17 protein-coding genes are annotated in these 11,858 nt (G+C 58.2%); all 17 read left to right on the forward strand.

Annotated features, from left to right (window positions below):
* Window positions 1–6: 6 nt before the first annotated feature.
* Window positions 7–882, forward strand: a complete 876-nt coding sequence (gene sctW / locus CKW18_RS01040) for a type III secretion system gatekeeper subunit SctW (RefSeq protein WP_095187036.1) — start codon at window positions 7–9, stop codon at window positions 880–882.
* Complete coding sequence (locus CKW18_RS01045) at window positions 863–1,138, forward strand: TyeA family type III secretion system gatekeeper subunit (protein ID WP_095187037.1); 276 nt, start codon at window positions 863–865, stop codon at window positions 1,136–1,138. The genes sctW and CKW18_RS01045 overlap by 20 nt, the downstream gene beginning before the upstream one ends.
* Window positions 1,139–1,147: 9 nt before the next feature.
* Window positions 1,148–1,516, forward strand: a complete 369-nt coding sequence (gene sycN / locus CKW18_RS01050) for a type III secretion chaperone SycN (protein ID WP_095187038.1) — start codon at window positions 1,148–1,150, stop codon at window positions 1,514–1,516.
* Window positions 1,513–1,878 carry a YscX family type III secretion protein gene (locus CKW18_RS01055; RefSeq protein ID WP_095187039.1) on the forward strand — a complete coding sequence of 122 codons (366 nt, stop codon included), beginning with the start codon at window positions 1,513–1,515 and terminating at the stop codon, window positions 1,876–1,878. Before sycN ends, CKW18_RS01055 begins: the two co-directional genes overlap by 4 nt.
* A 5-nt stretch (window positions 1,879–1,883) precedes the next feature.
* The gene (locus CKW18_RS01060) at window positions 1,884–2,225 is read left to right on the forward strand and encodes a type III secretion protein (RefSeq protein WP_095187040.1); all 342 of its coding nucleotides are present in this window, start codon (window positions 1,884–1,886) and stop codon (window positions 2,223–2,225) included.
* A complete protein-coding gene (sctV, locus tag CKW18_RS01065; protein ID WP_095187041.1) occupies window positions 2,209–4,335 on the forward strand; it encodes a type III secretion system export apparatus subunit SctV in 2,127 nt (708 codons plus the stop codon). Before CKW18_RS01060 ends, sctV begins: the two co-directional genes overlap by 17 nt.
* On the forward strand, window positions 4,332–4,766 hold the full coding sequence (locus CKW18_RS01070) for an LcrR family type III secretion system chaperone (protein ID WP_095187042.1): 435 nt from the start codon (window positions 4,332–4,334) through the stop codon (window positions 4,764–4,766). The genes sctV and CKW18_RS01070 overlap by 4 nt, the downstream gene beginning before the upstream one ends.
* Window positions 4,767–4,808: 42 nt before the next feature.
* Complete coding sequence (locus CKW18_RS01075; RefSeq protein ID WP_095187043.1) at window positions 4,809–5,087, forward strand: LcrG family type III secretion system chaperone; 279 nt, start codon at window positions 4,809–4,811, stop codon at window positions 5,085–5,087.
* A 10-nt stretch (window positions 5,088–5,097) separates the two neighbouring features.
* Window positions 5,098–6,030: a virulence-associated V antigen gene (locus CKW18_RS01080; RefSeq protein ID WP_095187044.1), complete on the forward strand. Its 933-nt coding sequence runs from the start codon at window positions 5,098–5,100 to the stop codon at window positions 6,028–6,030.
* 9 nt (window positions 6,031–6,039) lie between these two features.
* On the forward strand, window positions 6,040–6,546 hold the full coding sequence (locus tag CKW18_RS01085; RefSeq protein WP_095187045.1) for a SycD/LcrH family type III secretion system chaperone: 507 nt from the start codon (window positions 6,040–6,042) through the stop codon (window positions 6,544–6,546).
* Window positions 6,527–7,693 carry a type III secretion system translocon subunit SctE gene (sctE, locus tag CKW18_RS01090; RefSeq protein ID WP_095187046.1) on the forward strand — a complete coding sequence of 389 codons (1,167 nt, stop codon included), beginning with the start codon at window positions 6,527–6,529 and terminating at the stop codon, window positions 7,691–7,693. The genes CKW18_RS01085 and sctE overlap by 20 nt, the downstream gene beginning before the upstream one ends.
* Window positions 7,694–7,703: 10 nt before the next feature.
* Window positions 7,704–8,594, forward strand: a complete 891-nt coding sequence (locus CKW18_RS01095; RefSeq protein WP_095187047.1) for a YopD family type III secretion system translocon subunit — start codon at window positions 7,704–7,706, stop codon at window positions 8,592–8,594.
* Window positions 8,595–8,717: 123 nt separating this feature from the next.
* Window positions 8,718–9,161 carry a type III secretion system chaperone gene (locus CKW18_RS01100; protein WP_095187048.1) on the forward strand — a complete coding sequence of 148 codons (444 nt, stop codon included), beginning with the start codon at window positions 8,718–8,720 and terminating at the stop codon, window positions 9,159–9,161.
* 8 nt (window positions 9,162–9,169) lie between these two features.
* Window positions 9,170–9,415, forward strand: a complete 246-nt coding sequence (locus CKW18_RS31355) for a T3SS regulon translocated regulator ExsE family protein (protein WP_170947193.1) — start codon at window positions 9,170–9,172, stop codon at window positions 9,413–9,415.
* A complete protein-coding gene (locus CKW18_RS31360; protein ID WP_095187050.1) occupies window positions 9,412–9,828 on the forward strand; it encodes a YscW family type III secretion system pilotin in 417 nt (138 codons plus the stop codon). The genes CKW18_RS31355 and CKW18_RS31360 overlap by 4 nt, the downstream gene beginning before the upstream one ends.
* A 254-nt stretch (window positions 9,829–10,082) precedes the next feature.
* Entirely contained in the window at window positions 10,083–10,898 is an 816-nt protein-coding gene (locus tag CKW18_RS01115; RefSeq protein ID WP_095187051.1) for an AraC family transcriptional regulator, read from the forward strand.
* Window positions 10,899–11,016: 118 nt separating this feature from the next.
* Window positions 11,017–11,850 (forward strand): T3SS regulon anti-activator ExsD domain-containing protein, encoded by an 834-nt coding sequence (locus CKW18_RS01120; protein ID WP_095187052.1) that lies wholly within the window; start codon window positions 11,017–11,019, stop codon window positions 11,848–11,850.
* Window positions 11,851–11,858 lie beyond the last annotated feature (8 nt).

Below are 11,858 nucleotides of genomic sequence, written 5' to 3' on the forward strand. Positions count from 1 at the left end.
GCTCCTATGGCCATTATTCAGAGTGTCGTCCCTGCGGCGTCGCTGCCGGATCGACAGACCGAGACGGGTATTGCGCGTGAAAGCCGGCCGACCGGCAGCTTCCAGGGCGAACGTGTGCATTACGTTTCCATCAGCCAGTCGATGGCTGATGCCGCTGAAGAGCTGACCTTCGCGCTCTCCGAGCGAGTTGAAAAGTCGTTGGCCAAGCGTAGCGTCAGCGACGGCCATGCGCGGCTCAGTGAAATCCTCGAAATGCTCGAAGAGCACCTCAGGAAAGTCCCGGACCTTGAGTCGCAACAAAAACTCGACGCCCTCGTCGCGCACCTCGGCAGTGGCCAGTTGAACAACCTTGCGCAGCTCAAGGCGTACCTCAAGGGGTTTTCTCGAGAGATCAGTCATCAGTTTGTTGCCCTGACCTTTGCGCGCAAAGAGCTGGCCGACAAGACCGACGCCTGGGCGATAGTCGAGCTGATTGATCAGACGCTGCTGGAGATGGCCCAGGAACGGGGCCGCGCCATCGAGCTTGGCTTAAAGATCGGGCCGTTGGCGAAGGAGGCGGCAGAGCAGGGGATTGGAGACATCCAGTCACTGCGAGACACCTACCGCGATGCGGTCATGGATTATCGCGGCCTGAGTGCGGCGTGGGACGACATTCATGCGCGGTTCAGCAATAGCGCGCTGGAAGGCGTGACCGGATTTTTGATGAAGGCGTTGAGTGCCGACCTTGATAGTCAGCAGGCGTGGATCGACCCGATCAAGCTCGAACGGGTAATGAGCGACATGCACAAGTTGCGGGTGCTGAAGGGGTTGTCGGACCAGGTCAATGCACTCTGGCAAGCGCTGGTAACGGGGGAACGAGTCCATGGCATACGGGCCTTCTGACCTTATGGGGGGGCTGATCAAGTTGATCGACAAACGCTGGGCGAGTGTGCAGGACGTGCAGCGTCTGATCGCGCCGCTGGCAATCAACGACGCGGCGCGCCGGATTCATTTCTTTCGCGAGATCAAGCGCCTGATCCGTCTGATCCCGACAGAAATTTTTAGCGATGAGGAGCAGCGTCAGAACCTGCTCAATGCCTGCCAACTGGCGCTGGACCTGGCCATCGATCAGGAAGAAGACGAATGGCAGGCACAGTGAGTAAACGACATGCACTGGATTGACCAGGCGCTGGCCCAGTTTTGCCAGGACCTTGGGGTGGCCGTGCCCGCTCCGGCAGGCGCGCTGATTCAGCTGGAGTTCGAGGAAAGCGGCACGCTGCAACTGGAGCAGCACGACCGCAAGCTGACGCTCTGGCTGGCGGTGGATCTGGCGTGGCATCAGGTTCATCAGGGCGCGGTTCGCGCGCTGGCGTTGACGTTCAGCCGCACCGGGCCGGCATTGCCGCTGCGGTGTGCGTGGGCGAGCGATCGCCTGTTATTGCTGATTACTCTGGATGAGCGGCGCGTCACCGCCCCGGTGCTGCATCAGGCGTTGCGGACCCTGAGTTCGGCGCGCCGCGCGGTGCTTGAACCGTGAGTCGGATCAGCGCCCCGCACATTGGCATCGAACAGCTGACCGAGGTCGGCGAGCACCATCGCACCGCCGCCTTGCCCGAGCGTTATGTGCTGCCGCCCGATGGTCGTTCGATCGAGACCCACCTCGATAATTTGTACCCGGCAGATCTTGCCGGGCGGCGGCTGCTGGCGTTTGCCTGCCCCACGGAAGGCTTTGACGAGCTGCTGCGGCCCCAGGCATTTCGCCACGCCCTGAAAGACCTCGAGCAGCAGGTTCGCTCATCCGATGTGCCCGAGTTGCAGGCGGCATTGGCGCTGCTGCAAGCGCGCAACGAAGACGAGTACTTGCTGCAGATGGCTCTCCATCTGCTGCACAAGGTATGACCCCCATGATGTTGAAACCGGTACAGCAAAACCTGCTGCTGTTGCTCGGCTGGTTGCAGCTGCAATGCGGCCAGCCAGGCCGTGCGCGAATATTTCTGGAAGCTCTGCTGGTGGTCGATCCGGCTCATTGCCAGGCGCGTCGTGCGTTGGTGGTGGCGTTGTTGCAACTGGAGGAAGGTGTCTTGGCTGAGCGTCAATGCGATCAGTTACTGGCCGATGGCGAGGATGATCTGGCGCTGTGGGGTTGTGTCAGCCGCGCGTGCCAGTTACAGGGGCGCATCGCCGATGCACGCGTCGCTCACGAACGGTTTCTGAGTCTGCGAGAGTCCCATGAACGCGCTGTCTGATTTCCTCAGGAAGGTAGGCGATCGTCAGGACATCATGCTGGCTGTGATGCTGCTGGCCGTGGTGTTCATGATGATCCTGCCGCTGCCGCCGTTTCTGCTCGACATCCTGATTGCGATCAACATCACCGTGTCGGTGGTGTTGATGATGATGTCGGTCTACGTCAGTTCGCCGTTGCAATTCTCGGTATTCCCGGCGGTGTTGTTGATCACTACGCTGTTTCGGCTTGCCTTGTCGGTCAGCACCACCCGCATGATTTTGCTGGAAGCCGACGCCGGCCAGATCGTCTACACCTTTGGCAATTTCGTGGTGGGCGGCAATCTGGTGGTCGGTTGCATCATCTTCCTGATCATCACCATCGTGCAGTTTCTGGTGATCACCAAAGGTGCCGAGCGCGTGGCCGAAGTGAGTGCGCGGTTCTCCCTCGACGCCATGCCCGGCAAGCAGATGAGTATCGACGGCGACATGCGCGCCGGTGTCATCGACGTCAACGAAGCGCGGGACCGGCGTGCGGTGATCGAGCGCGAGAGCCAGATGTTCGGCTCGATGGATGGCGCGATGAAGTTCGTCAAGGGCGATGCGATTGCCGGCCTGATCATCATCTTCATCAATATTCTGGCGGGCATCACCATCGGCGTGACCCAAAAGGGCATGAGCGCCGGCGACGCCTTGCAACTGTATTCGGTGCTGACCATTGGCGATGGCATGGTCAGCCAGGTACCGGCCCTGTTGATCGCGATCACGGCCGGGATCATCGTGACCCGGGATTCGTCCGATGGCGCCTCGGATCTGGGCAATGACATCGGCGGTCAGGTCGTGGCGCAGCCCAAGGCGTTACTGATTGGTGGTGTGCTGCTGGTGTTGTTCGGCCTTATCCCCGGCTTCCCGACGATCACCTTCATGGTGTTGGCGGCCGTAGTGGGGGGTGGCGGCTATTTCATGCTGTTGCGTCAACGCGGCGAGGCGGCCGAGAACAACCCCAGAGACTTGCCGACGCTATTGGCGCAAGGTGCGGGCGCCGCGTCGTCGGCCAGGCCCAAACCCAAGCCCTCGGGCAGCAAACCGAAAAGCTCGCGGTTGGCCGACAAGGAAGAGTTCGCCATGACCGTGCCGTTGCTGATCGATGTCGACGCGAGCATGCAGCAGGAACTCGAAGCATTTGCCCTCAACGATGAGCTGGTGCGGGTGCGGCGTGCGCTTTATCTGGACTTTGGCGTGCCGTTTCCGGGTATCCACCTGCGCTTCAATGACGGTTTGAAAGACGGCGAATACCTGATTCAGCTGCAAGAAGTGCCAGTGGCCCGTGGGCGTCTGCGCAGCGCGCGGTTGCTGGTGCAGGAACGGGCCAGTCAGTTGGAGCTGATCGGCGTGCCGTTTGAAGAAGGCGAACCGGTGTTGCCGGGCCAGCCGACGTTGTGGGTCGACGCCGAGCACGAGGGACGGCTGGAGCGATCCGGTTGCGCCTTTCTGAGCATGGATCAGGTGCTGACCTGGCACCTGTCCCACGTGCTGCGCGAGTACGCCGAAGACTTTATCGGCATCCAGGAAACCCGTTACCTGCTGGAGCAGATGGAGCACAGCTATTCGGAACTGGTGAAAGAAGCCCAACGCATCATTCCGTTGCAACGCATGACCGAGATTCTCCAGCGCCTGGTCGGCGAGGACATTTCGATCCGCAACCTGCGGGCGATTCTCGAAGCCATGGTCGAGTGGGGGCAAAAAGAGAAGGATGTGGTGCAACTCACCGAATACATTCGCAGCAGTCTCAAACGCTACATCTGCTACAAATATTCGAGCGGCAATAACATCCTGCCGGCCTATCTGCTCGACCAGCTGGTGGAGGAGCAGATTCGTGGTGGCATCCGCCAGACCAGTGCCGGCAGCTATCTGGCGTTGGACCCGGCGGTCACCCAGTCCTTTCTCGAACAAGTCCGGCTGACCGTCGGCGACCTCTCGCAAATGCAGACCAAACCGGTGCTGGTGGTGTCGATGGACATCCGCCGCTACGTGCGCAAGTTGATTGAAGGCGATTACTACGGCCTGCCGGTGCTCTCGTATCAGGAGCTGACCCAGCAGATCAACATTCAGCCCTTGGGGCGGGTTTCGTTATGAACGGCGATCCATTGACGCACTGGCTGCAAGCGAAAGGCTATGACATTCAGCCGCATTTTCTGCGCCAGAGCTCGTTGTCGCTGGGTTGGCGATTCGTGCATGGCGGCTGTGAGCTGGCCTGGCGCTGCGAAGGTTCGCGGGTCTGGATTGTCATGCTGCGCCGCGTCGACGGACGCCTCGGTCTGGGCAATTCCTTTGCTGCGCTTTATGTACTGGCTGAAGCGGTACTCGCGGTTCTCGGGCCGCAGGCCGGTTTGTACGGCAAGGTAGATGCGATGGCCGGAAGTCCGCTGGAGGGCCAGCGGATGGAGCGTTTCTATCGTCGCTGGACGGGCGCGGCCGAGCCGCAAGCCGGCTGGTTCGAGTTACAGGCCGGACACGTGTGTTCGCTGCAATCAATGCGAAAACGACAAAAAATCGACCGTGACTGACAGGAAGCCAATCGCCCTGTCCCTACTATAGGAGTCATGGATATGCGCGACGAAACCTACGCCAAAACGCTTCAGGCTGCCGAAAGGGCGATTGAGGACAACGAGCACCGCGAACGCTTGCTCGGTGAAATGTGGGAAGGCCTGGGGTTGTCTGCCGAGGTTTGTGATCGGGTCTTTCGGTCACAGGATCAACCGTTGGTGCAAGCCGCGGAAAAAGAGCTTTTGCAGGAAGTGCAGCGGATGCGGATCAGCCGTCCGCCGGTTGCCGATGAAGGTAAACGCCTGCGTCGTCCGGCCTCGATGCGTGGACTTGTAGTGTAAGGAGCCTCTTATGGATATCAGGCAATACCAGCAAGACCTTTCGGGTTTTCTGAACCAGTTGCAGACACTGCCTGCAGATGAGTTGCGAGGTCGCGGGACTGATGTGCTCGCAGAACTGCGGGCGCTGATCAGCAACCGCAAAGTCAGCTTTTCCCATGACAACCAACCCTTGTCGTCGGCGCAGATGGACAAGTTGCTCTCCTACTTTCTGCCGCCAGTACCGATCACGAAGGGCGGTCTGTATGAGCTGCAGGTGAAGTCCGGGATCGAGTCCGTCAAGCAACTGATCAATCAGTACGCCGATGCCAACCCAGGCCAGCCATGGCCGCTGAAAGAATTCCTCGCCAAGGCGCATTTCGGACTGACGAGTGATCGAATCGATGATGACGTTCGCGGTGTTTACGAAGAGGTTCTGCTGATACAGGACGGCAAACGCAACGAGTTGCGCGACGACCTTAAAGCGCTGACTGCCGAGCTCAACATCTTCAGCAAGATCCAGTCGCAGATCAACGCGAAGCTGGCGGCCAAAGCAGGAATCGAGATCGAGCCGGGGCTCAATCTTTTTGACAAGGCCTTGTACGGCTACCCCACCGAGGAGAGTTGGAAGGCCAGCGCGGAATACAAGTTGATGGCCGGTCTCAATACCTACAGCGCGGGCAAGCCGCTGAGCATCAAGGCATTTTTGACAGGTGAGCCCAAGGAAAGCGGTGCGATGAAAGATGGGGACTTGCAGAACAGCTACGCGTTCGAGAAAGAGAACAACCCCATTGCCAACTTCGCCACGACGGTGGGCGACCGCTCCCGTCCGATCAACGACCAGGTCAGTGAGAAAACCACACTATTGAACGATGTCAGCTCGCGCTACAACTCGGCGATCGAGGCCCTGAATCGTTTCGTCCAGAAATACGACAGCGTGATGCGCGACATTCTAAATGCCATATAGGAACGGTTGATGAGCCAGCAAGAACAAGATTTGTCTGAGGAATACGAGAAGGAACTGGAAGCTTTTTTGCGCGATGGCGGCACGCTGGCCATGCTCAAAAACATCTCCGGTGACAGCCTGGAACAGCTCTATTCACTGGCCTTCAATCAATACCAGGCCGGCAAGTGGGAGGACGCCCACAAGATCTTTCAATCGTTGTGCATGCTCGATCATTACGACGTTCGCTTCTTTCTCGGGCTGGGTGCGTGTCGCCAGTCCATGGGGCAGCTCGAGCTGGCACTGCAGAGCTACAGCTATGGCGCGGTGATTGACATCAACGAGCCCAGATTTCCGTTTCATGCCGGCGAGTGTCACCTGCAAATGGGTGATCTCGACGGAGCCGAGAGTGGCTTCTACTCGGCTCGGGCCTTGGCCTCGGCACAGTCGGCGCACGCGGTTTTGGCCGAGCGTGCCGGCGCCATGTTGGAAGCCGTATTAGCGAGAAAGGATCAACACAATGAATCCGATAACGTTTGATCGCGTTGCGATTGCCATCGGGGATGTTCAATCGAACGACCCGGTGGCCCGTCCACGCAATGACCGAGGAGGGGACGCGCTTGCGGTCTCCAGGGTCGAAGCGGATGGCCGTCAGGCCCTCCATTCTCAAGGGGTGCAATTGACCGCGCCGCTGGCAGCCAGTCAGCAGCGTCTGGATGCCAGCTCTCGGGCGGACATCAATCGTCTGGTGCAGTCGGTGCGCCAGGACACTGCGCTGGCTCAGCGCTTTATCGCTGAAACCTCTCGGCTGGGTGTGGCGCGCCTCAGCTCGGTGGAGGACTTCGAAATCGAGTTGGCCAAAGTGACCGGCGAACTGGAGTCCACGCAGAAGAAGCTCAAGATCGAAGAGATCAAGCAGGCGCGTGAGCAAAACCTGCAGAAGATAGAAGAAAACCAGAAGAAGATTCTGGAGGCGACCGAGGCGGCTAAAGAAGCGCAGAAGTCCGGTCTGATCGGCAAGATCTTTGGCTGGATCAGTGCCATTGCTTCGATCATCGTTGGCGCGATCCTGGTGGCAACGGGCGTTGGCGCGGCTGCCGGAGCACTGATGATTGCCGGTGGTGTAATGGGTGTCGTCTCCCAGGCTGTGCAACAAGCAGCGAAGGACGGATTGATCAGCAAAGAAGTGATGGAAAAGCTCGGACCGGCTCTGATGGGGATTGAAATCGCCATCGCCGTGATCGCTGCGGTAGTCAGTTTCGGGGGGGCTGCCGTGGGGGCGGTCGCCAAGGTGGGTGCAAAAATCGGTGGCAAGGCCGCCGAGCTCACTGCCAGTCTCGCCGGCAAAGTGGCGGATCTGGGTAGCAAGTTCGGCAACGTTGCCAGTCAGTCGCTTTCCCATGGCGCCAAACTCGGCATGCAGATTTCCGATGTGACGCTGGATGTCGCCAACGGTGCGGCGCAAACCGCCAGCTCGGCGTTTCAGGCCAAGTCAGCCGTCAAACAGGCCGATGTCCTGGAGGGGCGCTCCGAGCTCACGCAGTTCCAGGCCGTCATGGACAGGCTCAAGGAAGAGCTCAGTCACATGGTCGAGTCCTTTTTGCAGGTCATGGAACAGATTTTCCAGATGATCAATGCCAAGGGCGACAGCCTGCACAATCTTTCCAGCCGTCCTGCGGCTATCTGAGGAGCACATCATGATTATTGAAACAGGTTATGGCGCTCACGGGCTGAGTCAGGTTGGCAATACTCAGCCGCTGGAAAAAACTCAATCCGCCGCGCGCAGCGAAACCGTTCACGCCGCCGGCATGATGCCGCTCGGTGAAGCGAAAAAGAGCTCGGGCGTCGATCTGATCGAGCCGCGTCAAACGTTCAAGCCCGAAGGCCTGGGCAAAGTCAGCAGTGAACTCAATGGCAGTGTCGAGCTGATGGTGCTGTTGTTTCGCATCGCGCAGAAGGCTCGCGAGTTGGGCATCGTACAGCGGGACAGCGAGAACACTTCGATTATCAACGCGCAGCAAGCCCAGGTGGATGAAATGCGCAGCGGCTCCAAGTTGATGATTGCGATGGCGGTGATTTCCGGGGTGATGGCCGTGGCATCGGCGATTACCGGTGCCATCGGCGCGGTCAAGAATGGCAAGGCGATCAGCCAGGAGAAAAGCCTGGAGAAAAACATCGCCGGTCGCAACGAACTGATCGACGCGAAGATGCAGGCATTGGGTAAAACCTCGGATGCCGATCGTGTCGAAGTCGGCAAGATCTGGGCCAAGGATCAAGCTGCCGACACCAGTGCGCTGAAGCTGGCCGGGCAGGGTGTGGACAACCGCAACGCCAAGCTGCAAAGCATCAACGGCGTAAATCAGGCACTTGGACAGATGTCCAATAACGCGGTGCAGGTCGAGCAAACGGCGGTTCAGGCCAATGCCAAGGAAGACGAAGTCAACGCGTCGATTGCCCAGAGCGAAAAGCAAAAGGTCGAAGACCAGTTGAGCTACAACGCCAACTTCATGAAGGAGATGCTGCAGTTACTTGCGCAGTACACCCAGAACCACAACCAGGCATGGCGAGCGGCCGCTGGCGTAGCCTGATTTGATTTTGGTTGTAGGAAAAAAGCCGCAGTGATGTGGCTTTTTTCTTAAAAGAAAAGCCCGTCAGTGACAAAACCACTGCATGGCCGGGTGCTAGCATTCGCCTAGCTCGAGGAGACATGCATGGATTTGAGTATCAGGGTCAATCAGCTACTTGCCGAATTTGCCAGTCGCAGTGGCCTTCCTGCTTTGTCGCTGGATGAAGAGGGGGTTGCCAGCCTTCTGTTTGACGATCACTTGGGCGTGACACTGGTATTGCTGCCCGGACGTGATCGGCTGGTCTTGGAAGCCGATGTGGCGGGGATTGAAACCTTTGGCGAGGGGATTTTTCGTCAACTGGCTAGTTTCAACCGTCGCTGGTATCGCTTCGACCTGCATTTTGGTTTTGACGAGGAAGCCGGACTGGTGCAGCTGTACGCCCAGATTCCGGCCACCGAGTTGACCTTGTTACGCTTCGAAACCACCTTGGCCAACCTGCTGGATCACGCCGAATTCTGGCAGCAATTGCTGCCTGGACACGACAGTGCCGCTCAGGCGCAATCCAGACCCGCCGGTATGAGGGTTTAAGCAGAGCTATGAAAATAGACAGCGTTGGTATTTCGCCCGCGGTCAAGACGGACGGGGCGCGGATGTCCGGGAGTTTTGCCGGGCGCTCGCTCAGTCAAGTGCCCAGCCGTCAGGCAGGGGTCGCCAGTGTGGCTGAATTGGGGCGTTGGCTGGCAACCAAGGTGGCTACCGATCAACAGAGTGAGCGTGTGCTGCAACGATTGGTGGATGGCGACACATCGGTTCTTTATGAGCGTCGGGTTCGACAGCCATGATCAGGGCGCTGCGATGCAGTGTTCCTTTGGCTCTGGTTGGTTGTGTCAGTGTGTCGCCGGCGCCGGTCGCGAAGATTGAAGTCAGAGGTGAGGTGCGCATGCCGTCCCCTGTCACGCGCCCGGCCTATGTCAGTGTGTGTCTTTACGCACCGGTCGAAGGGCAGCCGCGAATGATTGCTCAGGCCAGCTACCGGGTGACGGCGTTGCCTGTGCATTTCACCTTTCGCCTGATGCCAGCGCAAATAGCGGGTGACGGGGTGTTGCTGCGTAGCGAACTGGCCTGGTCCGAAGACGGGCCTGTGCAGGCTCGAAGTTGGCAGCCTGCGGTAACCGACAGCGAGATGAACGTACATCTTGGACAGCTACAGTGTTATCCAAAGTGCACTGTTCGACGCGCATCGACAGATCGTTGAAATACTTTGTATTGATTTTTTTCTAATTAATTTCAGTGAGTGTTCCGATACATCATTCGTTATACAAAGACAGGCGTGAGAGCGTTAAATAAGAGTAATTGTCCTAATTCGACAATTGACCATTATTAATGACAGCTATTGTTGAGCTGATCATCGTTAAAAGCGTCACGTCGTACTATGTCGAGAATGAGTTTTCGTGCGTCGCCTACCTGGGCGCCGCACCAACTGTATGTGCAGGTTGGGGTCACTAAAAAATGCAAGGTGCCAGTACCCGTGCTCGGAAACAGATAAAACTGTGCCGTTGGGCTATTCCTACGTTTGAGTTTGTATCGAACGGTGAAGCAGGGATTTATATCCTGCTAGAAGGACAGCTCACAGTTCAGGATTGTAATGCGACACTTTGCCTCATGCCGGGTGAACTGGTGTTTGCACGCAGAGGCAACTATGTCATCAGCACGGGCGAACATGAATGTCATGTACTTTGGATCCCATTATCGGTTCAGTTTTTACAAAAGTTTATTCAGCGTTTCGGTGAGCTGTTAAGTGAAGTCGAGCGCTGGGATGAGCCTGGGGTCAGTCTTATCGCGTTTGCCAGTACGCCGTTGATGGCCGACTGCATCAAGGGGCTCGAAGGCCTGATGGTGCACGAGCACCCGCCGATGCTGGCGCTGTTGCGGGTTGAAGAATTGTTGATGTTGTTCGCGTTCAGTCCGCAAGGGCCAGCACTGATGTCGGTGCTGCGCCAGCAGGGCAGCCGGCACGTCGAGCGATTGCAGGCGTTCATGGAGCAGCACTATCTCAAGGAGTGGCGGCTCTGTGAGTTTTCCCGGCAGTTCGGCATGGGCCTGACAACGTTCAAGGAGTTGTTCGGTTCAGTCTACGGCGTTTCCCCTCGTGCCTGGATCAGCGAGCGGCGTATCCTCTACGCCCACCATTTATTGCTTAACAGTGAGATGAGTATTGTGGATATCGCAATGGAAAGCGGTTTTTCCAGTCAGTCCTACTTTACCCAGAGCTATCGTCGCCGTTTCGGGTGTACGCCCAGTCGTTCCAGACAAGGAAAAGAATAGCGTCCGGCTAAAAAAAAATGACGTTTTTTGCAAGTTTGGTCCATTGGCCCTCAGTAAGATTGGTCACAGTGAAGGACGCTGACGGGTGTGCTACGAAACGAGATAGTCAAGGCAGAGAATGAGCCAGGAAGACCATAATCAACAGCCTCAAGCCGGTATTTTTGCTGGCCGTCGGGTCTCCGTAGTGGGACAGGATGCCCGCAGTCGAGGCAGAGCCGCAGGCTGCGTATCAGGCGGGCTGTACCGCGAATCGGGAATCATCAGCGCGCGTCAGTTGAGTTTGTTACAGCGCCTGCTGCCGCGTGCGCGACTGGAGCAGCTGTTTCAGTCCAATTGGCTGCAGCAGCGTCTTGCCCGCGGCATGGCCCTTGAGCGCGGGGACATTCAACTGGTGCTGCGTCACGCTTCTGCCCAAGGCGAGGACTGGTGCAACTGGCTGGGTGACCGAATCAACCTGGCCTCGACCCAGGCAATCATCGATTGGGTGCTGTTACCGGTCTACGGCTGGTGGGAGAGCCTTTTCGACGAAGCGATCCCCAGTTGGCGTTCGGCACTGATCGAGTATGAAACCCAGGCTCGTCAGTTGCGTATCAAGGCCGAGTTCTGGCGGCAGGTGGGCGCAACCGATTCGCAGCTGGCCCGGTTGGAATTGGCCAAAATCGAACGCTGTGAGGCCAAGACCCAGGCTGAAACGGCGGCGCTGGTGTGCAAGCTGAGTGCTATTTCCGAACAGGCGAGATTGGCCTGGCCTAACTGGCACCACGGCATGGCCGTGTTGCTGGCAGATGGCAAGCTCGATGGATTTGCGCCCGTGCCGGTGGTGCTGACCTCGCTGTGGGAGCCGCTGGCCAAACTTGACGAGGACGCCGGCGCCGCCGATGCGGTGCAGCTCTTCCTGCAAGAACGGAGCCTGTGTCAGGCCCACGATCACTTTTACTGGCAGAGCTCCTGACTGCCGGA

The organism is Pseudomonas sp. Irchel 3E19 (genome assembly GCF_900187585.1).
GTDB lineage: Bacteria > Pseudomonadota > Gammaproteobacteria > Pseudomonadales > Pseudomonadaceae > Aquipseudomonas > Aquipseudomonas baetica.